Source organism: Streptomyces sp. NPDC002754, assembly GCF_053592315.1.
This window is the reverse complement of record NZ_JBSFVM010000015.1, coordinates 99,416-121,613: the sequence shown is the minus strand read 5'-3', so window position 1 is coordinate 121,613 and position 22,198 is coordinate 99,416. Positions and strand designations below refer to the sequence as shown.

The following is a 22,198-nucleotide window of genomic DNA, read 5'->3' as shown; positions in this document are numbered from 1 at the left end:
ACGTACAGCACGAAGGAGTCATGTGTTTCGCGAACCGGAGATCCTCATCGTCGGCGGCGGCCTCGGCGGTGTCGCCGCGGCACTTGCCGCCTGCCGCGCGGGGCGCCGTGTCGTGCTCACCGAGGAAACCGACTGGATCGGCGGGCAGCTCACCGCGCAGGCCGTGCCGCCGGACGAGCACCCGTGGGTGGAACAGTTCGGCACGACGGCCTCGTACCGGGCGCTGCGGGAGGGCATCCGCGCGTACTACCGGCAGTGGTATCCGCTGCGCGGCGAGGCCCTCGCGCTGCCCGAGTTCAATCCGGGCGCGGGCCGGGTCAGCAAGTTGTGTCACGAACCGCGGATCGCGCTCGCCGTCCTGGAGGGGATGCTCGCGCCGCACCGGGCGAGCGGTCTGCTGACCGTACTGACGGAGCACAGGGCGGTGTCCGCCGAGTCGGACAACGATGCCATCACCGCGGTCTCCGTGCGGGATCTGCGCACCGGCATCGTCCGAGGGTTCACCCCTCCATACGTCATCGACGCCACCGAGACCGGTGAACTGCTCGCCCTGGCGGATGTCGAGCACGCCAACGGAGCCGAGGCGCAAGGGGAGTTCGGCGAGCCGCACGCCCCCGCCGAGGCGCAGCCGGAGAACCAGCAGGGCATCACCGTGTGCTTCGCGCTCTCGCACCACGAGGGCGAGGACCACACCATCGACCGGCCTGAGGACTACGACTTCTGGCGTTCGTACCGCCCGGATTTCTGGCCGGGCCCGCTGCTCGGCTTCGAGGCCCCCGACCCGCGCAGCCTGGCGGCGGTCCCCCGCACCTTCGTGCCGAACCCAGAGCTCGACCCGCTTGCCGTGAGCGCCGACCAGAGCGCCGACGCCGGCGACAAGGAACTGTGGGGCTTCCGCCGGATCCTCGCGCGCAAGCTGCACCAGCCGGGCGCCTTCGACTCGGACATCACCCTCGTCAACTGGCCTTTGAACGACTACTGGTTGAAGCCGTACATCGGGCAGGAGGCCGAAGCACTGCGCGAGGCACGGCAGTTGTCGCTGTCCGTCCTGTACTGGCTCCAGACCGGGGCCCCGCGCGCCGACGGCGGCACCGGCTTCCCCGGTCTGCGTATCCGCCCGGATGTGACCGGCACGACGGACGGCCTCGCGAAGGCGCCGTACGTGCGCGAGTCGCGCCGGATCAAGGCGGTGACGACGGTCGTGGAGCAGGACGTCTCCATCGACGTCGTCGGCCCGTACGGCAGGACGCGCTACCGGGACCCGGTGGGTGTCGGCAATTACCGCATCGATCTGCACCCCTCGACCGGTGGTGACAACTACATCGACGTCGGTTCGGTGCCGTTCGAGATCCCGCTGGGCGCGCTCATCCCCCGGCGGGTGCGCAATCTGCTGCCGGCCGGCAAGAACATCGGTACCACCCACATCACCAACGGCTGTTACCGGCTGCACCCGGTGGAGTGGAACATCGGCGAGGTCGCGGGTGCGCTGGCCGCGCACTGCCTGGCCGAGGACGTGTCTCCGCACCAGGTGCAGGCGGAGGACAAGCGGTTCGACGAGTTCGGGCGACTTCTCGACCGGGCCGGCGTGCAGCGCCGCTGGCCCGATGTGCGCGGCTACTGACCCTCCATTCGGCACGCGAACGCACAAGGAGGTGCGTACGACATGAGCACACGGATACGCGTCGGGATCGACGTGGGCGGCACGTTCACGGACGCCGTGGCCGTCGACGCCGCGACGCTTGACCTGGTGGGCCAGGTGAAGGTGCCCACGAGTCACCATCATGAGGACGGTGTCGCGCACGGCATCGTGCAGGCCCTCGACAGACTGCTGACCCAGGTCGACCGCACCCCGGCAGATGTCACGTTCCTGGCGCACGGCACGACGCAGGCCACGAACGCGCTCCTGGAGGGCGACGTGGCGACCGTCGGGCTGCTCGGCATCGGCACGGGCACGGGCGCGGTGCTCACCCGGCGGCTCGCCGCGCTCGGCAAGCTGGACCTCACGCCCGGCAAGAAGCTGCCGCTCGCGTACGCACACGTCCCGGACCCGTTCGACGCCGAAGCGGTGCGGGCCGCGGTGACCCGCGTACAGGAGGAGGGCGCCGAAGTCCTCGTCGCCACCGAGCCGTTCGGTGTCGACAGGCCCGACGGGGAGCAGGCCGTGCTCGCCGCGGCGGAGTCGTCGGGCCTGCCGATGGCCGCCGCGCACGAGATCACATCGCTGTACGGGCTGCACAAGCGGACGCGTACGGCCGTGGTCAACGCGGCGATCCTGCCGCGGATGCTGTCGACCGCGGAACTCGTCGATTCCTCCATCACCAAGGCCGGGGTGAGCGCGCCGCTGATGGTGATGCGCTGCGACGGCGGTGTCATGTCTCTCGCCGAGATGCGGCGCCGACCGCTGCTCACCGTGCTGTCGGGTCCGGCCGCCGGGGTCGCGGGCGCGCTGATGCAGGAGCGGATCAGCGAGGGGGTGTTCCTGGAAACGGGTGGCACCTCGACGGACATCAGTGTGGTGCGGCGCGGCAAGGTCGCGGTGCGGCACGCGACGATCCTCGGGAAGACGTCGTATCTGAACGCCCTTGATGTGCGCACGGTCGGGGTCGGCGGCGGTTCGATGGCGCGTCTCGGACAGGGCAGGGTGACGGGCGTCGGGCCGCGCAGCGCGCACATCGCCGGGCTCCCCTACGCGTGTTTCGCCACGCTCGACGAGCTGCGGGACGCGAAGCTCACCACGGTGGCACCCATGGACGGCGATCCGGACGACCATGTGGTGCTCGACGCGGCGGGCGGCCGGTTCGCGCTCACGATGACGTGTGCGGCGAACGCGCTCGGGCGGGTGCCCGAGGGTGACTTCGCGCGCTGCGACCAGGAGGTGGCGCAGGCCGCACTGGCCCCGCTGGCCGCCCGGCTCGGCACCGATGTGGCGGGGGCGGCGCGGGCCGTCCTCGACGCGGGGACCGCGCAGGTGAAGACGGTCGTGGACGCGATGGTCAAGGACTACCGCCTCGACCATGACACCGCCGTCCTCGTCGGCGGGGGCGGCGGCGCCGCATCCGTCACCCCGCATCTCGCGGCGACCACCGACATGGAAGGGCGCATCGCCCGCCACAGCGAGGTGATCAGCCCGATCGGCGTGGCCCTCGCGCTGGTCCGCGAGCAGGTCGAGCGGATCGTGCCCGGCGCCACGCAGGAGCAGATCCTCGCCGTGCGCGCCGAGGCCGAGCGGGCGGTCGTCGCGCAGGGCGCCGCGGCCGACGGCGTCGAGGTCGAGGTGACCGTCGACCCGCAGACCAGCACCGTACGGGCCGTCGCCACCGGCGCCACCGAACTGCGCACGCAGGACCGGGCACACCGCGCGGACGACACGGAGCGGCTGAAGGCGGCCGCCACCAGCCTCAAGATCCCGCAGGCACACATCGACGTACTGGCGGGTACCGACGCGTACACCGTCTACGGCACCGAGGTGAAACGTCGGCTCCGGGCCGTGCGGCGGCCGGTGCGGGTGGTGGACGCGGATGGTGTCGTGCGGCTCGGAGTGCCGGACGCGCGGGTGGCGACGACGACCGTGGGCGCGGCCGGCGAGGCCCTCTCCGCGCTGGTGCGGGACGCCACCTCGTACGGGGACGGCGGGACGCGGGCGCCCGCGGTGCGGCTGCTCGTCGGCGGCCGGATCGCCGATCTGTCGGGGGTGCTCGAGCCGGAGGCGCTCCTTGCCCTGGCACGCAGCGAGTTGCGGGCGCGCGCGGCCGACGAACCGGTGGTGGCGGTCGTGGAGTCCCGCACATGAGCAGCGACCCGGAGCATGACCTGGACCTCGCGGTGCGGCTCCTGTCGAACACACCGACACACGAGGGCCGCGATCCACTGACGCTGCGTCAATGGGCGCTGTCTGCTGAGGAGTTCGGGGCTCGCATGACCCCCGGGCGGCTCGCCGACGTCCGGATCGTCGAGCACGAGGGCGGCCTCGAAGCCGGGCTCCTCGCCCGCTACCGGTCGAGGCCCGCCCAGATCGAGCTGTACGTCGACACCATCGACCGCGCCGAACGGCTCGTCGACGAGCGGGGCTGGCGCGCCTGGTTCCCCGTGGGCTCGGTGCGGGCGGCGGCGCTCGCCCACGAGCGGGCCCACGAACACCTCCACCACGCGCGCGTGCGGGCCGAGTTCAAGCGGGCGCTCGGCCACACGGCGCTGCGGATCGGGCGGCGCCGTGTGTACGCGCATGTCGTGGGCGCCGACGAGCTGGCCGCGCACGCCTACGCGCGCGTCGCCTGCGGCCTGGGCCGCAGCCCCCTGCTGCTCACGGAGGCCCTGGCCACCGCCGTGCAGTCCGACTCAAGACTTCCGACACAACACTGAGGTGACCCATGGGTGTCGTCATCCTGCTCGTCATGGCGGCCGGTGTCGCCGCCATGCTCACCCGCAAACTCCCCACCGCGTTCGCGCTCGTGCTGCTCGCCGTGGTGATCGCCTTCCTCGCGGGCGCGCCGCTGACCGGCAAGAACAGTGTCCTCGACACGGTCCTTCAGGAGGGCGCTCCGGCACTCGCCGCGACGATGATCGCGATCCTGCTCGGCTCGTGGCTCGGCAAGCTCCTGGAGGAGACAGGGATCGCGGGCACACTCGTCCGTAAGATCGTCGAATTCGGTGGTGACCGGCCGGTGTTCGTGGCGCTCGGTGTGCTCGCCGTGTCGGCGCTCGTCGGCACGGTGACCGGGTCTGCGCCCGCGGCGATGCTCGCCGGACTCATCGGGATCCCGGCGATGATCGCGGTGGGTATTCCGAAGGTGACGGCCGCCGGGACGATCCTCATGGGTATCGCGGTGGGCATCCCCTTCGAGCTGCCGGTGTGGCAGTTCTTCTCCACTGCCCTCGACCTGCCGATCCCGACGGTGCGCGGCTTCATGGTGAAGCTGTTCCCGTTCGCGCTGGTGGCGGCTCTCGCGTACGTACTGATCGAGTCGCGGCGGCGCGGCGTGGAGCACACGTGGTCGCTGAAGTCGGTCCAGGACAAGCCACGGGCCCACGCGCGCAAGCCGCTCGGCGACGCCCCGTGGTACGCGCTGCTCACGCCGGTCGTCCCGCTGGTCCTTGCCCTCGGCTTCGAACTGGCCATCATTCCCTCGCTGTTGGCGGGCGTCCTGTACGCACTGGTGACGACGACGCGGCCGCGCGAGATGAACCGCCGACTGCTGCGCACCTTGTACGGCGGCTTCGAGGTGGCGGCCCCTCCGATCACCCTGTTCATCGCGATCGGCATCCTGCTGGCCGCGGTGAATCTGCCGGGCGCGGTCGACGCGCTCGAACCGCTGGTGAAGGCGGTCAGCCCGCAGAACGCGGTGCTCTTCGTCCTCGTCTTCACCGTCCTCGTGCCGCTGTGTCTGTACCGCGGGCCGCTCAACGTGTTCGGCCTCGGCGCCGGCATCGCAGGCGTCCTCATCGCCACCGGCGTCTACCCGGCCGTCGCCGTCCTCGGCATGACGACCTCGTACAACCAGGTCTTCGGCGTCGCCGACCCGACCAGCACCCAGACCGTGTGGGCCGCCCAGTACGCCGGTGTCTCACCGCAGCAGGTGATGGTGCGGACGCTGCCCTACGTGTGGGCGGTGGCTCTCGGCGGACTGTGCGTCACGGCCGCGACCTACCTCTGACATCCCGCGTTCGCGAGCCATCTCTGACCAACCCCACATCGAGGAGCTGACCATGCAACGTCGTACGTTCCTGCGCGCCGCCGCCGTCACCGGCACCGCCATGGCCGTGGGAGGCCTGCCGGCCCCTTCGGCCTCGGCCGCGCCGGGCGGCTTCCCCGACTACACGTACCTGCGCACACTGCTCTCCCCCGCCGACCTGAAGTACAACCCGACGGGCGAGATCATCTTCCCGACGGTCCGCGGCGTCTACGACAAGCTCGCCTCTCCGCTGGGCCGCTACTACCTGTACTACGCCCCGCACGACGCGCCCGGCGGCATCTGCCTCGCGTACGGGGACTCCCTCGAAGGCCCGTTCACGGAGTACCCGCACAACCCGATCGTGTCGAACGACTGGTCCCCGCACTACTCGGTCAGCCACGTCTCCTCGCCGCACGTCCTGTGGATGCCGCAGCACAAGGAGTTCTGGCTGTACTTCCACGGTGAGAACACCACGACACGGCTCGCACGCTCGAAGGACGGCATCACCTTCACGTACGACAAGGTGGTCCTGTCGACGTCGATGATGCCTTCGGGCACCACCGAGACCTCGTACGCCCGCGTCTTCGCGCACGAACTGCCGGGCCGTGGCGCCCACTACGTGATGCTGTTCATGCTGAACAACACGACCGACCACCGGGACATCTGCTGGGGTTGGTCCGCCGACGGCCGCGCCTGGACCTTCGACCAGACACCGCTCGTGCGGCACTCGGACGTCGATGCCGTCAACGTCGGCGGCCCGCATCTGCTCACGCGTGGCGGCTCCGCGTACGTCGTCTACAACAAGGACAAGGAGAGCGGCGGTGACCTCATGATCACGGAGGTCGGCGCCGACTTCTCCCAGCGCAAGCACCTCGGAGTCTTCTACGACTCAGGGGCCTCGGCACCGGAGAACGGCCGGGCGGCCGCCCCTTCGTTCGGCACGCAGAGCGGTGTGCCGTACATGGTGTACGAAGCCGGGGAGCGGCTCGCCGGGGCGATCGCGGTGGCCCGCGGCTGACCGGGGTCAGTCGCCCGCGGGGGCCGGTGCCGGGGTGTCCCGCGGGGACTCCGCCGGCACCGCCCTCGTCCGGCGCCACGGGCCGCGGAAGAGCAGCGACGCGGGGACGAACACGGCCATGCAGCATGCCGAGACGATCAGCCAGGGGCGCCAGCCGTGGGCTTCGACCACACGTGGCACGACGAGGAGCACCACCACGCCCATCGCCTTGGTCAGGAACGTGAACACACCCCAGGCGGTGCCCTGGAGGCGCGGGTCGACGTCCTCGGCGTTCTCCGAGAAGTTCGCCATCCACGGCCCGTAGGCGCAGCCCATCACCCCGCCGAGGATCGCCCCGGTGACGGCGATGTGCAGGTGTGAGACGTCTTCGCGTCCGACGAGGCCCGCCAGGTACGCGGTGAGCAGCACACTGCCCGCCGTTCCTGCCACGCAGAAGGGCTTGCGCAGTTGCAGCCGGTCGGACATCCGGCCGGACAGGACGAGCGTGAAGATGTTCAGCGTCCAGAACGCCGCCATGATCTGCGAGGCCGTCGCGGCGTCGAGGTCGAAGCTCTCCGCGAGCATCGTCTGCCCGTACACGACGAGGGTCACGTACAGCACGAGCCAGGACGCGATGCCGATGACGTGGGCCCAGATGGCGCGGTGGACGAACAGGTCGCGGGCGCGGGCCGGTTGGGTGTGGTCCGCGCGGCCGAGGGTTTCGCGCTCGGACTGCACGATGCGGGCGCGCAGTTCGGGTGAGAGGTCCGCGATGTTGAAGGCGATGACCACGGAGAGTACGAGGGACACCGATCCCATGATGACGAACTGCGAGCGCCACGAGTCGTCGAGCAGCGGCAGCGTGAGGCTGGCGACCGCGGCGGCCAGGAAGCTCGCCCCGACCGGTCCCCACGTCCAGAACCCGAAGGCCTGGGCCCGGCCCATCCGCGGCGAGAAGTCCCGCACCAGCGGCGCCGTGCCCGCCATGGCCATGCCGTCGACGACCGACAACACTGCTCGCACGGCGAGGAGTTGACCGGCCGAGTGGACGGTCGTCATCAGGAAGCAGCAGCCGGCCGTGAGCATCAGCAGCGGCACGATGAGCCGCACCCGGCCCACGGTGTCGGTGAGCCGGCCGCCGACGATCGACGCGATGGCCCCGGCGACGAGCGCCGTGGCGGAGACCGCTCCGTAGGTGGTCAGCGAGATGTCCAGGTCGTCGAGGAGCAGCGGCACGACGGGCGCGATCTGACCCTCGTAGGAGGCGATGAGGACCGCGAGGACCGCCATCGACAGGATGCGCATCCGCTGTCCGGCGTTCGGGTAGTGGTCGAGCTCGCGCACCTGGAAGATCCGGATGCGCGGGCGCCGCCCGGTCACTCGCCGATCCCGCCGAGTCGTACGTGTCCCTTGATGAGGTTGCGGGCGATGGTGCGCTTCTGGATCTCGTCGGTGCCCTCGAAGATGCGCAGAAGGCGCAGCTCGCGGTACCAGCGTTCGATGGGCAGTTCCTTGGTGTAGCCCATGCCGCCGTGGATCTGCAGGACGCGGTCGACGACCTGGTTCGCCATCACCGCGCCGTTGAGCTTCGCGATGGAGGAGGCGTGCCGGGCGTCGAGGCCCTGCTGCACGCGCCAGGCCGCGTACAGGGTGAGCCACTTCGCGGACTCGATCTCCACCTGGGAGTCGGCGATGTGCCACTGGATCGCCTGGTAGTCGGCGATGGGGCGGCCCATGGAGTGCCGCTGGCGGGCGTAGTCGACGCCCATCTGGAGCATGCGTTCGGCCGAGCCGATGGCCCGTGCGGGGATGAGGTAGCGGCCCTGGCCGATCCACTGCATGGCGAGCTGGAAGCCCTTGCCGACCTCGCCGAGGACGTTGCGGCCGGGGACGCGCACCTCGTCGAAGACGAGCGAGGCCGGGCCCCACTGGCCCATGGTCTCGATCGGTTCGGACTTCCAGCCCATGTCGCGGTCGACGAGGAAGCAGGTGACACCGCCGTCGGCGCCCTTGTCGGGGTCGGTGACGGCGAACACCATCACGAAGTCGGCCTCGTTGCCCCCGGTGATGAAGGTCTTCTCGCCGGTGATCAGCCAGTCGTCGCCGTCGGGTACGGCGCGGCTGCGGATATTGCGGGCGTCGGAGCCCGCGCCGGGTTCGGTGATGGCGAAGCAGGAGCGGCGCTCGCCCTCGATGGTGGGCAGCAGGTACTGCCGCTTCTGCTCCGCGTCGCAGGCGTAGAGGATGTTGTCGGCGCTGCCGCCGAAGCTGAAGGGGACGAAGGTCCGGCCCATCTCCATCGCGATGATCGCGGACATGACGGCGCCGAGGTTCATCCCGCCGTACTCCTCCGGGGTGTTGATGCCCCAGAACCCGGACCGGCGTGCCTTGGCGCGCAGTTCGGCGATGACTTCCGGTTCGACGCCCGGTTGTCCGGCCCGTTCGTTGCGCAGGACGTCCTGCTCCAGTGGCATCACTTCCTTGGTGATGAACGCGCGGACGGTGTCCCTGATCTGACGTTCCTCGGTGGACAGCGAGAAGTCGACCATGGAAGTGCCCCCTCAATCCGGATGCGGGAATCCTGGAACACGAATCTAGGAATGAGTTCAAGTTGCCCGCGGTGCGGCGGTCGGTCAAGAGGTCGGAACGAGTTCGACCGGGCTTCTGGCGCTCAGAATCGGCTGATTCTAAAATTCGGTTCGGTACGGCAGTCCGGAACGGCAGTCCGGTACGGCAGTCCGGTACGGCAGTCCGGTACACGGTTCGGTACGGCAGTGGGTGCGCAGGGGGTGACCAGCGGATGACACGCAAGGCGGAGCGGATCGCGGCCAAGGACAGCGCCTGGCAGTGGAGCCGCACGGAGCAGACCCGTCGGACCCTGCTGGACGCGGCCCGTGAGGTCTTCTGCGAGCAGGGGTTCACCGACACGGCGGTCGTCGCGGTGGTGCGCAGGGCCGGGTCGAGCGTCGGCAGTCTCTACCACCATTTCGGCGGCAAGACGGAGCTGTTCGTCGCACTGTGGGAGGACTACGAGAACTCCCGGGAACGCGAGGCGGCCGAGGCGGTGGCCGCGGCGCGGGCGGCGGGCGGGACGGATCCGCTGGAGCTGTTCCTCGTCGGCACCCGCAGCTTCCTGGAGGGTTGTTGGCGGCGGCGGGACCTCATCGAGCTGTGGATGGACGGCGACGGGCCGCCCGGTTTCGAGCTGATGCGCCGGGCGCGCGGCCGCGAGTGGATCCGGCAGAACTCGGTGCTGCTCGAAGCGGGCAGCGAACCCGTGGACCGGCTGGTGGTCGGCGTCCTCACCTCCGTCATCGGCGAGGCGGGCCGCGAGATCAGCACGTGCGCGCGCAAGCGGGACGCGGACGCGATCTGTCACGCCACGCTCGCCCTCATCCGCAGGCTCGACCCGCTGCACATCGATCCGCTGCGGATGACCGACCCCCGTACGCACCGGCGTACGACGCACTGAAAGGGAACACACGTGGCACAGACCGAGGACGAGGCGCCCTACTTCACCCGGAGCGGGGACACGTTCGTGCCCGAGTCGCACGCGCGCGGCTGGTGGGCGCCGAACACGGTGCACGGCCGGCTCCTGGGCGGGCTCGCCGCGCGGGCGCTGGAGCGTGAACACGCCGAGGAGGGGCTGCACTTCGCCCGGCTCACCGTCGACCTGTTCCGCACCGCGCCCTTCGCCCCGGTCGGTGTCACCACGGAGCGGGTCCGCGACGGGCGACGGATCCGCGTGGCCGACGCCGTCGTGCGCGGCGAGGACGGACGCGCCCTGGCGCGGGCCAGTGCGGTGCTCCTGCGCACCGGCACACCACCACCGGGACACATTCCCGCGACCGGCCCGTGGGACGCGCCGTCGGCGCAGGAGTTGCTTGCCCCGCACGGGCGCACGCAGTTCCTGCGGTTCGACGAGGAGCTTCGGCCGGTGCGGGAGTGGAGCGGCGATCAGCGGCGGCGGTCCTGGATGCGCGACGCGCGGCCGTTGGTCGGCGGGGAGGCTCTGTCGCCGCTGGTCCGCGCCGCGCTGGCCGCGGACACGGCAAGCCCCCTCGCCCACGCGAGCGATGACGGCCTGCGCTACATCAACGCCGACTACACCCTGTCCCTGAGCCGGCTCCCGCTCAGCGACGCGGTCGGCCTGGAGGCGACCGGTCACACGGCCGAGGACGGCATCGCCGTCGGGCACTGCACGCTGTACGACGCGGCGGGCCCGATCGGCTACTGCACGACGACGGCGCTCGCGAACCCGGCGCCGGAGCGCTGACCACCGACCCGCTACTGGGCCTGTCCTACAGGGCCTGTACTTCCCCGTACGACAGGGTGTCGCCGGTTGGCCGCCGTCCTTCGCGGACGGCCCGCGCGGTGGCCACGGCCTCGCCGAGCGCCCGGCGGTAGAGCAACGAGCCGAGACTGACGCGGCGGACGCCCAGCGCGGCGAGTTCGTCGAGGGTCGGCCCGGTGGGCGAGTAGAGGACGTTCAGCGGGAGCTCGAAGCGGGAGGCGAGGTCGCGAATCCGGTCGGGTTCGGCAATACCCGGCACGAACAGCCCGTCGGCGCCCGCGTCTTGATAGGCGCTGAGGCGCTCCTCGGTGTCGTCTTGGTGGTCCGGGTTCTGGCCCAGCCAGTACGTGTCGGTGCGGGCGTTGACGAACAGCTCGGGGACGGCCGCCTTGACCGCTGCGATCTTCGCGGCGTGCTGGTGGACGGGGGTGAGGCTACCATCGGCGCGCCCGTCCTCGAGGTTGATCCCGGCGGCGCCGGCGGCACTCAACTGGGCGGCGATGTCGGCCACTTCATCCGGCTCATCACTGAACCCGCCCTCCATGTCGACGGTGAACAGCAGCGGTGTGCGCCCGAGCCGACGGGCCAGGCCCAAGGTGGCGTCGGCGGTGACACCCGCACCGTCCGGGAGCCCCGCCGCGGCGGCCACGCCGAGGCTGGTGGTGCCGACGGCCTCGAAGCCGGCGGCGGCCAGGGCCGCGGCCGAGGCGCAGTCCCACGCGTTCGGCAGCAGCAGCGGCGCGTCCTTGCGGTGCAGGCGGGCGAAGGGGGTGCCCGAGGGCTGCCGGTGGGCGAGGGCCCCCGCGGCCAGGGCCATGGCGTGGTCCCGGCCGGGGCAGACACGCGGCGGCGCCCCGAAGGCGAGCGGGTCGTCGGCGTTGGTGGGGGTAGTGGCCGTGGCGTCGAGGAGTACGAGGTCCCCGGCGGCGATGTCCACCCCGCCGATGCGGGTGTCGCGGACGGCGACGCGGCGCAGAACACGGACGGGCGGGTCGTTGCGCAGGGTTTCGTGGAGGAGCCGCTCGACGGGGCGGGTGTCGGTGGGGCCGGCGTCGGCGTGCCGTACAAGGGCGGCAGTCGCGTCACGGGCCTGCACAAGGAGACAGATGCGGGCCGCGGCCACTTCATGGGGGTCTTGTTCATGGAGGTCCCGCGGCCGCCCGGACGGCGCCAGCAGTTCCACGAGGCGTGCCACCGCCACGTCGGCCTCCGGGTCCTCGCCGCCGAAGTAGACCCGAGCCACGACCCCGACCGCCTCCGCCACGGCGCCGGGTTCGCGGTACCCGAGGGCCTCGGCGAGCGTGCTCACCACGTGTGGGGCCACGTCCTCGGCCTCGGGCCACCGGGTGGCCGCGTTCCGCAGCCGCGCCACGTCGAGGCGGGCCAGCTCGGCCTCCACCAGCGCCCGGCGCCGCGCGTGCGCCGGGCCGTAGCTGAACCGCGGCACCGAGGCCCGCAACCAGGCCATGGACGCGCCCTCCTTCCCCTCGGCGGCCGACGGCACCTCCGGCACCAGGTCCGGGTTGTCCAGCGCCGCCCGCACGTCCTCGTAACGGGAGATCTCATGCACGATTCGGTTCATGCCACCGACGCTAGGCGCGGAACACTTCGGGGCCGACCGAAGCGTCGCCGTCGGCTCGCCGGCAGCGGCGAATACAGGTGCTCGGAGGCGCCCGGCATCCCCGTGGTTCCCTACCGGTGTGGTCGGAAAGTGGGCGGAGTGCGGGTTCCGCCACTGAGGGCCTCGGCGGCGCGCGCGTACGCGTGCACCAGTGGGCGGCGGTCGTCGGCGCGCCGGGCCAGGACGAAGCGGCTGGGTGTGACGCCGTGGACAGGGCGGGTGACGACGCCGCCGAGGGTGACCAGCGGCGCGTTGCCGAGCGCGAGCAGGACGACGCCGAGTTCGGCCGTGAGCGCCTCGTACGTCTCCTCGGCGCTGGCCACCTCGGCGCCGATGACCGCGGGTTTCCCGCCGCGGGCGTCGGTGGCGAGCCAGTAGTCGCGCAGCGGCCCCGCGCTGTCGGGCAGTGCGAGGAACGGTTCGTTCAGAAGGTCCGCGAAGTCGACGGTCTCGCGGTCGGCCAGCGGGTGCGTCTCGGCCATGGCCACCAGGCGGGGTTCCTCGGCGACCGGCACCCAGCGGTAGCGCTCTTGTTCAGGAAGCGGCAGCCAGACGAACGCCACGTCGCTCGTGCCGTCGGCGAGCCCCGCGGTCGAGTCGTCCCAGGACACCTGGCGGACCCGCAGCCGGGTCTCGGGATGCTCTGCGGTGAAGCGGGAGCGGATCGCCGGCAGCACACCTCCGCGCCCCGGACTCGTGCTCATGCCCACCACGAGGGCGCTCGCCCGCTCGGCCACCACCTTGGCGACGGACTCCCGCGCCGCCTCCCACTCGGCGACCATCCGCTGGGCGTGCGGCAACAGCGCCGCCCCTGCCTCCGTCAGCCGCACATCGCGCCGGTTCCGCTCGAACAGCTCGGCCCCCACCTGCTTCTCCAGCATCCTGATCTGCTTGCTCAGCGCGGGCTGCGAGACGTACAGCCGCTCGGCCGCACGCGTGAAGTGCAACTCCTCCGCCACCGCGGTGAAGTACCTCAGGTCCCGCCCGTGAACGTCCATAACCATCGGCTATCACAGCGGATCTTGGACGGGCAACTGGCCCGCACCGCAAGGTAGTTCACACAGGGGCCGCCGGCAGCGGCGGCACCCGCCCATCGAGGGGAACACCATGAACAGGGTTTGGCTGGTCACAGGTGCGAGCAGCGGGTTCGGGCGGGCGATCACCGAAGCGGCGGTGGCCGCGGGTGACGTCGTGGTGGCCGCCGCCCGCCGCACCGCGCCGCTCGACGATCTGGTCGCCGCGCACCCCGACCAGGTCGAGACTCTGGCGCTTGACGTCACCACCATCGGCGACGTCCAGGCCGCGGTCGACGAGGTGGCCGCCCGGCACGGCCGGATCGACGTCCTGGTCAACAACGCCGGGCGCGGCATGGTCGGGGCGGTCGAAGAGGCCACGGACGCGGAGTTGCGTGACCTGATGGACCTGCACTTCTTCGGCCCGGCCGCGCTCACCCGTGCCGTGCTGCCGCACATGCGCAGCCGGGGCTCGGGCACCATCGTCCAACTGACCAGCATGGGCGGGCGGTTCGCGTTCGCCGGGGTCGGCGCGTACTGCGCCACCAAGTTCGCCCTGGAAGGGCTCTCCGAGGCGTTGGCCGCCGAGGTCGCGCCGCTCGGCATCAGGGTGCTGATCGTCGAGCCAGGCGCGTTCCGGACCGGATTCGCCGGATCCGCCGACCTCACTCCCGTGTCGACCCTGGACGCGTATCAGGACACCGTGGGTCCCGTCCTGTCCGCGCTGCCGGGCGGGAGCGGCCAGGAACCCGGCGACCCGACCAAGGCCGCCGCTGCCATCCTGACCGCCGTGGACGCCGAGGAACCGCCGCTGCGCCTGCCGCTCGGCAACGATGCGGTCGACGCGATTACTGCCCAACTGGACGGCTCCCGCGCCGAGTTGAGCGCCTGGGAGAAGCTCGCCCGCTCCACCGACTTCGACGCGTGACGGAGCGCCCAGGAGGCCGCCTCAGCGCACGACGTCGAAGACGTTCTTCTGCAGCCCGTTCGCGTACGCCTCGTGCTCGACGAGCTTCAGGGCTTGCTTGTCCTTGTCGGTGGCGCTGAACAGTCGCTTGCCCGCGCCGAGCAGCAGCGGGAAGACCAGCAGGTGATAGCGGTCGATGAGGCCCGCGTCCGACAGGTTCTGGTTGAGGGTGGCGCTGCCGTGCATGATGATCGGGCCGCCCTCGGTCTCCTTCAACGCGGCGACCTCGTCGAGCGAGCGCAGGATCGTCGTCTCGCCCCAACCGGCCACCAGGTCACCCGACTTGAGGGTGGTGGACACGACGTACTTCGGCATCGGCTTGTACTCGGCGAACTCCGCCATGCCCGGCCACACCGGACTGAACGCCTCGTAGCTGACCCGGCCGAACAGCATCGCGGAAGCCTCGGTCTGCTCGCGGCCCTTGATCTCGAACGCGTCGGGCACGAAGTCGATGTCCTTGAAGGTCCACCCGGAATTGCGGTACCCGGGCTCGCCGCCCGGTGCCTCCATGACTCCGTCGAGGGACACGAAGGCCGTGCTGATCAGCGTACGCATGTCGGATCTCCCTGGTGATTCACTCGGTACGAGTCGGCTCTGCGCCCACTCTCACCCATAGACCGGCGGGTGCGTCAGAACTCATCGGTATGCGACGGGGGCCGGTCAGTTGTCGCGGCGTGTCCTCAGCGCGTCCCTGAGGAGTTCCGCGAGGTGGCGTGGGCGGCGGTCGGAGAGTTGGGTGATCTGGGTGCGGCAGCTGTAGCCGTCCGCGAGGACCACCGTGTCGTCGGCCGCCTCGCGCAGGGCCGGGAGCAGCGCCTGTTCGCCGACCGCGACCGACACGTCGTAATGGCCGTCCTCGAAGCCGAAGTTGCCGGCCAGGCCGCAGCAGCCGGAGTCGAGGCGGCCGCTGTCCACGCCGACGCGGGCGAGCACTCGGTCGTCCGCCTTGCTGCCGAGTGTGGCGTGCTGGTGGCAGTGGGTCTGGGTCAGGGCGGTGACGTCGTCGAGGTGGCCGAAGTCGACGTCGGGGGCGCGCTGGTCGAGGAGTTCGGCGAGGGTCATGGTCTGGTCGGCGAGGCGCTTCGCGCGCGGGTCGCCGGGGAACAGCTCCGTGGCGTCCGTGCGGAACAGGGAGGTGCAGCTGGGTTCCAGGCCGATCAGCGGCATGCCCTCCTTGAGGTAGGGGTCGACCGCCTTGAGGGTGCGGTCCAACACCTTCTTGGCCATGTCGAGTTGGCCCGTGGTGTGCCAGGTCAGGCCGCAGCACAGGCGGTCGGGCGGCAGGATCACCTCGAAGCCCGCGTGTTCCAGGACGACGACGGCCGCGCGGCCCACCTCGGGCGACATGAACTCGGTGAAGGTGTCCGGCCAGAGGAGGACCTTGCCCCGGCTGCCGGGGGCCGGCGCGTTGCGGCGCTTCTTGAAGCTCGTACGGAAGCGGCGTGCGGCGAAGGGCGGGACGGGGCGCTCCGGGGCGATGCCGCCCGCCTTCTTGAGGAGGGAAGCCGCCTTCTTGTTGCGCGTCACCGCGTTGACGAGGCTCGGCGCGAGGCCCGCGAGGTGGGACCACAGGGGCAGCCAGCCGAGTGCGTAGTGGGAGGCGGGGCGGCGCTTGCCCTTGTAGTGGTGGTGCAGGAACTCCGCCTTGTAGGAGGCCATGTCGACGCCCACGGGGCAGTCGCTCTTGCAGCCCTTGCAGGACAGGCAGAGGTCGAGCGCCTCGGCGGCCTCCTCCGACTGCCAGCCGTCGGTGATGACGTCGCCCTGCACCATTTCGTACAGCACGCGTGCGCGCCCGCGCGTGGAGTCCTTCTCGTCCCCGGTGGCGCGGTAGCTGGGGCACATCACGCCGCCGGACGCGGTGCGGCACTTGGCGATGCCGACGCAGCGGCGCAGCGCCTTCGAGAGGTCGCCGCCGTCCTCTTCGAGTGCGAGGGTCGTCGTCAGGGAGAGTGTGGGGCGGTGGCCCGCGGTGATGCGCAGGCGTTCGTCGGCGGGCCGGGGGTGGACGAGGATGCCGGGGTTGAGCCGGTTCTCCGGGTCCCAGATCGCCTTGAACTCGCCGAAGGCCGCCAGGGCCTCCTCGCTGTAGACGAGGGGCAGGAATTCGGCGCGGGCCTGTCCGTCGCCGTGCTCGCCGGAGAGGGTGCCGCCGTGCCGGGCGACGAGTTCGGCCGCGTCCTTCATGAACGTACGGAAGATCCGCACGCCTTCGGCCGTCCCGTGGTCGAAGTCGATGCGGATGTGCACACAGCCCTCGCCGAAGTGGCCGTACGGGGTGCCCTGGAGGCCGTGGCTCTCCAGGAGGGCGGCCAGGTCGCGCAGGTAGTCGCCGAGGTGTTCGACGGGGACGGCGGAGTCCTCCCAGCCGGGCCAGGCCTCGGAGCCGTCGGGGGCGCGGGTGGCGAGGCCCGAGCTGTCCTCGCGGATGCGCCACAGGGCGGCCTGTTCGGCGGGGCTCTGTACGAGGCGTACGTCGACGGCGCCTGTGTCCTTCAACAGCGCCTCCGCGCGCGCCCGTTCGGCCTCCGGGTCGGGTGTCGTGTCCGCGTGGCCGAACTCGCACAGCAGCCAGCCCGCGCCCTCGGGCAGCATCTCCTCGGGGCGGGCGTCGGGGACGTTGCGGCGCAGTGCGGCGACCTGGTCGGCGCCCAGGCCCTCGCAGGCGATGGGTTCGTGGCGCAGGACGTGGCGTGCGGCGTCGCCCGCGGCGGGCAGGTCGGCGAAGCCGAGCGCCACGAGGGTCCGGCGGGCGGGGAGGTCGACGAGCTTGACGGTGGCCGAGACGACGACCGCGCACGTCCCTTCGGTGCCGACGAGCGCCGCCGCGAGGTCGAAGCCCCGCTCCGGCAGCAGGTGTTCGAGGCTGTAGCCGGATACCTGGCGGCGGAAGCGGCCGAACTCCGTGCGCAGCATGGCCAGATGGCGGTCGCGCAGGTCGCGCAGGCGGGCGTGGATCTCTCCGGTTCGCCCTCCCTCGTCTATGACGTGCTGCAGTTCGTCGGCCTCGAGGGAACGCAGCCGGATGCGCTCGCCGTCGTAGGTGAGGACCTCCAGTTCGACGATGTTGTCGGCGGTACGGCCCCAGGCCACCGAGTGCGTGCCGCACGCGTTGTTGCCGATCATGCCGCCGATGGTGCAGCGGGCGTGCGTGGAGGGATCGGGGCCGAAGCGCAGGCCGTGCGGTTTGCAGGCGTCCTGGAGGCGGTCGAGGACGACGCCGGGTTCGACGCGGGCGGTGTGTGCCTCGGCGTCGATCTCGACGATGCGGTTGAGGCTGCGGGAGGTGTCGATGACGACGCCGTCGCCGACGGCCTGCCCGGCGATGGAGGTGCCCGCGCCGCGCAGGGTGACGGCGACGTCGAGTCCGTGGCAGGCGGCCAGCGCTGCCGCCAACTCGTCCGTGTCGGCGGGCAGCACGACGGCCGCGGGCACCTGCCGGTACACGGAGGCGTCCTGCGCGTACTCGGCGCGCCGCCGCTTCCCGAAGGCGACCTCACCGTGCGGCACGGCCTCCCGCAGCGCGCGCTCCAGCTTCTGCAACGTCGCCGGGTCGGGTACGTCGGGACGAGGCGCGGCGGATCCGGTCGTGGCGACGGGGGCGGACATGGTGGCTCCTTCGGGCGGGCGGGGTGCTGCTGTTGGAGGTGAGGGTCTCAAGATCGCTGCGGCGGGGTGGCGGAATTGCGGGATCACGGGGTGGCGGGTGGCCGGTAAGAGGGACGCCGGTTGCCCGGCAGGAGGGGTTGGCGGGTGCCCGGCACGGGCGAGGCCTATTGCCCCGGCGCGAGCGAGGCGTGTTCCTTCGGTGCGCGCAAGGCGTGTTGCGCTGGCACGGGCGAGGCGCGGTCGCCCCGACACCGGTGAGGCGTGTTGCCCCGACACGGGCGAGTCCTGTTCCCCCGGCGCGAGCGAAGCGCGGTCGCCCCGGCGGGACGGAGCACCGGAGCCCAGTACCTGGGCGTGGCCTCCCACACCGGACCGTGCCCCCCATCTGACGCACCGTCGCCCCGGCACGGCGGCGGCCGGCCGGGGCGACGGTGGGCTACGGACAGCGCCGCGACGCCGCCCGCAATCCGCCGGAGGCCCTAGCCGAGGACCGCCGCGACCGACTCGCGCCACAGCCGCAGGCCCTCGTCGATCTGCTCGCCGTTCACGACGAGCGGCGGGATCATCCGGACGACCTGGCCCTGCGTCCCGCAGGTGAGCAGCAGCAGGCCACGCTCGGACGCGGCGGCGTGCACGCGAGCGGCGGTGGCGCCGTCCGGCTCGCCGTCGGCGTCGACGAACTCGATGCCCGCCATCAGACCGAGGCCGCGCACGTCGCCGATGCCGCCCTGCTCGCCGACGGGGTAGCTCTCGGCGACCTCGCGCAGGCCTGCGAAGAGCTGCTCGCCGCGCTCGGCGGCGTTCTCGACGAGCTTCTCCTCCTGGATGACGTCGAGCGTGGCGATGGCCGCGGCGCACGACACCGCGTTGCCGCCGTACGTACCGCCCTGCGAGCCGGGCCATGCCCGCGACATCAGCTCCTTGGACGCGGCGATCGCGGACAGCGGGAAGCCGCTGGCCAGTCCCTTGGCGGTGACGATGATGTCGGGCTTGCCGTCGAAGTGGTCGTGGCCCCAGAACTTGCCGGTGCGCCCGAACCCGGTCTGCACCTCGTCGATGATCAGCAGGATGCCGTGCCGGTCGGCGCGCTCGCGCAAGCCCCGCAGGAAGGCCGTGTTCGCGGGAACGTAGCCGCCCTCTCCGAGGACCGGCTCCACGATGAACGCGGCGGTGTCGGCGGGCGTGGTGACGGTGGCGAGCAGCTGGTCCAGCTCGCGCAGCGCGAACTTGGTCGCGGTCTCCTCGTCCCAGCCGTAGTAGAAGCAGTTGGGGAACGGCGCGAGCGCCACCCCCGACATCAGCGGGCCGTACCCGGAGCGGAACTTGGTGGCCGACGTGGTCATCGACGCGGCGGCGAGCGTACGGCCGTGGAAGCCACCCTGGAAGGCGACGATGTTGGGCCGACCGGTGGCCTGCTTGGCGAGGCGCATCGCGGCCTCGACGGCCTCCGAACCAGAGTTGACGAAGAAGAGCGAGTCGAGCCCGGTCGGCAGTACCTCGCCGAGGCGCGCGCTGAGGGTTTGCAGCGGCTTGTGCATCACGGTCGTGTACTGGCCGTGAATGAGCTTGCCGACCTGCTCCTGAGCTGCGGCGACCACCTTCGGGTGGCAGTGCCCGGTGGACGTGACACCGATGCCGGCGGTGAAGTCCAGGTGGGCGCGGCCGGACTCGTCGTAGAGATGGACGCCCTCGCCGCGTTCGGCCAGGACGGGGGTGGCCTGCTTGAGGACGGGGGACAAGGCACTCATGGACGGCTCCTCGCTCGGTGACCGTGGTACTTCACGGATCTTCTACGGAGATCAACATCGGGCTGCGTCGTAGGATTGTCAACAACCTACACTCATGCAAGCATGCAATTCCGCGGCTGTCCACGAGTGAGCCGGGCCGGGAGTTACAAAACCACGGGAGTCGAAGTGAGTGCAGTGACCGAACAGCAGACAGACCGCGAGCGGACCGTCGTCGCGTCGGTGCCCGACGGACTGTTCATCGGCGGCAGCTGGCGCCCGGCGGCCTCCGGCGCGACCTTCGGCGTCGAGGACCCCTCGGTCGCCCGTGAGCTGCGCACCGTCGCCGACGCGGGCGCCGAGGACGCGCGCGCCGCCGCCGAGGCCGCGGCCGCCGCGCAGGAGACCTGGGCCGCCACCGCGCCGCGCGAGCGCAGCGAGATCCTGCGCCGCGGCTACGAACTCCTCATGCGGCGCCAGGACGAGCTGGCCCTCCTGATGACACTCGAAATGGGCAAGCCGCTCTCCGAGGCGCGCGGCGAGGTGGCGTACGCCGCCGAGTTCTTCCGCTGGTTCGCCGAGGAGGCCGTCCGGATCGAGGGCGGCTACCAGGCCTCCCCCGACGGCAAGGACCGCTTCGTCGTGATGAAGCGCCCGGTCGGCCCGGTCCTGCTCATCACGCCGTGGAACTTCCCCCTCGCCATGGGCACCCGCAAGATCGGTCCGGCGATCGCGGCGGGCTGCACAATGATCATCAAGCCTGCCGAGCAGACGCCGCTGACGATGCTGAAGCTCGCCGAGATCATGACGGAGGCGGGCGTGCCCGCGGGCGTCCTGAACGTGCTGACCACGTCCCGTCCCGCCGAGGTCGTCGAGCCGCTCATGCGCGGCGGAACCATCCGCAAGCTGTCCTTCACCGGCTCCACGGCAGTGGGCCGCCTGCTCATCGAGCAGAGCGCCGAGCACGTCCTGCGGGTCTCCCTCGAACTGGGCGGCAACGCGCCGTTCATCGTGTGCGAGGACGCCGACCTCGACAAGGCCGTCGAGGGCGCCATGGCCGCCAAGATGCGCAACATCGGCGAGGCCTGCACGGCCGCGAACCGCCTGTACGTGCACGAGTCGGTCGCCGCCGAGTTCGCCGAGAAGCTCTCCGCCCGGATGGCGGGGCTCGCGGTCGGGCGCGGCACCGAGGACGGCGTCACGGTCGGCCCGCTGATCGACGAGGACGGCCGCGGCAAGGTCGAGGAGCTGGTCGCGGACGCCGTCGAGCGCGGCGCGAAGGTCCTCACAGGCGGCGAACGCGCGGAGGGCGACGGCTACTTCTACACGCCGACCGTCCTCACCGGCGTCTCCCCCGAGTCCGCCCTGATGAGCCAGGAGATCTTCGGCCCGGTCGCCCCGATCCTCACCTTCACCGACGAGGACGAGGTCGTCGCCGCGGCCAACGACACCGAGTACGGCCTGGTGTCCTACCTGTTCACAGAGAACCTGGAGCGCGCCTTCCGGCTCTCCGAGCGCCTGGAGACCGGCATGGTCGGCCTCAACAAGGGCGTCGTCTCCAACCCCGCGGCCCCGTTCGGCGGCGTGAAGGCCTCGGGCCTCGGCCGTGAGGGCGGCCGGGTCGGCATCGACGAGTTCCTGGAGACGCGCTACCTGGCGATGCCACTCGGCTGACAGGCGGACGCCAACCGACCTACCTTCCCGTTAAGTTGATCACCGACCAGACCGGAGCGACTGCACCCATGGACCGTTTCATCGAGGTCTCCCTGCCCAAGCGCGGCGTCACCGCCACCGCCAAGCTGCTCGACGACCGTGCCCCGATCACCTGCGAGGCGATCTGGAACGCCCTGCCGCTGGGCAGCGACGTCTACCACGCGAAGTACGCGCGCAACGAGATCTACACCCTCGTACCGGCCTTCGCCCCGCAGGAGCCCCCGCTGGAGAACCCGACGATCACGCCGATCCCCGGCGACCTGTGCTACTTCACGTTCTCCAACACCCAGATGAGCACGGCTTCCTACGGCTACGAGGCCGCCGCCGAACAGCAGGGCAACCAGGCCGCGCACGCCGAGCGCGACATCGTCGTCGACCTAGCCCTCTTCTACGAGCGCAACAACCTCCTCATCAACGGCGACCAGGGTTGGGTCCCCGGCATCGTCTGGGGCACGGTCGTCGACGGCCTCGACCGGCTCGCCGAGGCCTGTCAGGACCTGTGGCGGACGGGCGCGGTCGGGGAGTCGCTGCGGTTCACGCGCGCAGAGTGAGTGCCCGGGCAGGAGCGGACGAGGCGGGCCGGACTCTCCG

General features: G+C 71.3%; 17 protein-coding genes. 10 read left to right on the top strand and 7 right to left on the bottom strand.

What is annotated here, in order from left to right:
- Nucleotides 1–22: 22 nt before the first annotated feature.
- The 5 genes from ACWD2L_RS26485 to ACWD2L_RS26465 are packed head-to-tail and all read left to right on the top strand — an operon-like array spanning nucleotide 23 to nucleotide 6,687.
- Nucleotides 23–1,621, top strand: coding sequence for an FAD-dependent oxidoreductase (locus tag ACWD2L_RS26485; protein ID WP_451191855.1), 1,599 nt, complete (start codon nucleotides 23–25; stop codon nucleotides 1,619–1,621).
- A 42-nt stretch (nucleotides 1,622–1,663) separates the two neighbouring features.
- On the top strand, nucleotides 1,664–3,790 hold the full coding sequence (locus ACWD2L_RS26480; RefSeq protein WP_451191852.1) for a hydantoinase/oxoprolinase family protein: 2,127 nt from the start codon (nucleotides 1,664–1,666) through the stop codon (nucleotides 3,788–3,790).
- The gene (locus ACWD2L_RS26475) at nucleotides 3,787–4,359 is read left to right on the top strand and encodes a hypothetical protein (protein WP_451191849.1); all 573 of its coding nucleotides are present in this window, start codon (nucleotides 3,787–3,789) and stop codon (nucleotides 4,357–4,359) included. The genes ACWD2L_RS26480 and ACWD2L_RS26475 overlap by 4 nt, the downstream gene beginning before the upstream one ends.
- 8 nt (nucleotides 4,360–4,367) lie before the next feature.
- The gene (locus tag ACWD2L_RS26470; RefSeq protein WP_451191846.1) at nucleotides 4,368–5,651 is read left to right on the top strand and encodes a transporter; all 1,284 of its coding nucleotides are present in this window, start codon (nucleotides 4,368–4,370) and stop codon (nucleotides 5,649–5,651) included.
- Between the two features lie 52 nt (nucleotides 5,652–5,703).
- Nucleotides 5,704–6,687 carry a twin-arginine translocation signal domain-containing protein gene (locus tag ACWD2L_RS26465; RefSeq protein WP_451191844.1) on the top strand — a complete coding sequence of 328 codons (984 nt, stop codon included), beginning with the start codon at nucleotides 5,704–5,706 and terminating at the stop codon, nucleotides 6,685–6,687.
- 6 nt (nucleotides 6,688–6,693) lie between these two features.
- On the opposite strand, the gene ACWD2L_RS26460 is transcribed toward ACWD2L_RS26465, so the two are convergent.
- Together ACWD2L_RS26460 and ACWD2L_RS26455 are read right to left on the bottom strand one after the other, a co-directional pair.
- Entirely contained in the window at nucleotides 6,694–8,046 is a 1,353-nt protein-coding gene (locus ACWD2L_RS26460; protein ID WP_451191841.1) for an MFS transporter, read from the bottom strand.
- The gene (locus ACWD2L_RS26455; RefSeq protein ID WP_451191838.1) at nucleotides 8,043–9,215 is read right to left on the bottom strand and encodes an acyl-CoA dehydrogenase family protein; all 1,173 of its coding nucleotides are present in this window, start codon (nucleotides 9,213–9,215) and stop codon (nucleotides 8,043–8,045) included. The genes ACWD2L_RS26460 and ACWD2L_RS26455 overlap by 4 nt, the downstream gene beginning before the upstream one ends.
- A gap of 251 nt (nucleotides 9,216–9,466) precedes the next feature.
- Between ACWD2L_RS26455 and ACWD2L_RS26450 the strand changes: the two genes are divergently transcribed.
- Nucleotides 9,467–10,138 (top strand): TetR/AcrR family transcriptional regulator, encoded by a 672-nt coding sequence (locus ACWD2L_RS26450; RefSeq protein ID WP_451191835.1) that lies wholly within the window; start codon nucleotides 9,467–9,469, stop codon nucleotides 10,136–10,138.
- Nucleotides 10,139–10,150: 12 nt separating this feature from the next.
- The gene (locus ACWD2L_RS26445; RefSeq protein ID WP_451191832.1) at nucleotides 10,151–10,942 is read left to right on the top strand and encodes a thioesterase family protein; all 792 of its coding nucleotides are present in this window, start codon (nucleotides 10,151–10,153) and stop codon (nucleotides 10,940–10,942) included.
- 25 nt (nucleotides 10,943–10,967) lie between these two features.
- Here ACWD2L_RS26445 and ACWD2L_RS26440 read toward each other — a convergent pair whose 3' ends face one another.
- Together ACWD2L_RS26440 and ACWD2L_RS26435 are read right to left on the bottom strand one after the other, a co-directional pair.
- Complete coding sequence (locus tag ACWD2L_RS26440; protein WP_451191830.1) at nucleotides 10,968–12,542, bottom strand: isocitrate lyase/phosphoenolpyruvate mutase family protein; 1,575 nt, start codon at nucleotides 12,540–12,542, stop codon at nucleotides 10,968–10,970.
- Nucleotides 12,543–12,652: 110 nt separating this feature from the next.
- The gene (locus tag ACWD2L_RS26435) at nucleotides 12,653–13,585 is read right to left on the bottom strand and encodes a LysR substrate-binding domain-containing protein (protein WP_451191827.1); all 933 of its coding nucleotides are present in this window, start codon (nucleotides 13,583–13,585) and stop codon (nucleotides 12,653–12,655) included.
- A 103-nt stretch (nucleotides 13,586–13,688) separates the two neighbouring features.
- Between ACWD2L_RS26435 and ACWD2L_RS26430 the strand changes: the two genes are divergently transcribed.
- Nucleotides 13,689–14,522, top strand: a complete 834-nt coding sequence (locus tag ACWD2L_RS26430; RefSeq protein ID WP_451191824.1) for an oxidoreductase — start codon at nucleotides 13,689–13,691, stop codon at nucleotides 14,520–14,522.
- Between the two features lie 21 nt (nucleotides 14,523–14,543).
- Here ACWD2L_RS26430 and ACWD2L_RS26425 read toward each other — a convergent pair whose 3' ends face one another.
- The 3 genes from ACWD2L_RS26425 to ACWD2L_RS26415 all read right to left on the bottom strand — a co-directional run bounded on the left by ACWD2L_RS26425 (nucleotide 14,544) and on the right by ACWD2L_RS26415 (nucleotide 19,918).
- Nucleotides 14,544–15,116, bottom strand: a complete 573-nt coding sequence (locus ACWD2L_RS26425) for a dihydrofolate reductase family protein (protein ID WP_451191821.1) — start codon at nucleotides 15,114–15,116, stop codon at nucleotides 14,544–14,546.
- 105 nt (nucleotides 15,117–15,221) lie between these two features.
- Nucleotides 15,222–18,170 carry an FAD-binding and (Fe-S)-binding domain-containing protein gene (locus ACWD2L_RS26420; protein ID WP_451191818.1) on the bottom strand — a complete coding sequence of 983 codons (2,949 nt, stop codon included), beginning with the start codon at nucleotides 18,168–18,170 and terminating at the stop codon, nucleotides 15,222–15,224.
- 479 nt (nucleotides 18,171–18,649) lie between these two features.
- Nucleotides 18,650–19,918, bottom strand: coding sequence for an aspartate aminotransferase family protein (locus ACWD2L_RS26415; RefSeq protein WP_451191815.1), 1,269 nt, complete (start codon nucleotides 19,916–19,918; stop codon nucleotides 18,650–18,652).
- A gap of 165 nt (nucleotides 19,919–20,083) precedes the next feature.
- Between ACWD2L_RS26415 and ACWD2L_RS26410 the strand changes: the two genes are divergently transcribed.
- On the top strand, nucleotides 20,084–21,568 hold the full coding sequence (locus ACWD2L_RS26410) for an NAD-dependent succinate-semialdehyde dehydrogenase (protein WP_451191812.1): 1,485 nt from the start codon (nucleotides 20,084–20,086) through the stop codon (nucleotides 21,566–21,568).
- A gap of 68 nt (nucleotides 21,569–21,636) precedes the next feature.
- Entirely contained in the window at nucleotides 21,637–22,158 is a 522-nt protein-coding gene (locus tag ACWD2L_RS26405; RefSeq protein WP_451191809.1) for a DUF3830 family protein, read from the top strand.
- Nucleotides 22,159–22,198 lie beyond the last annotated feature (40 nt).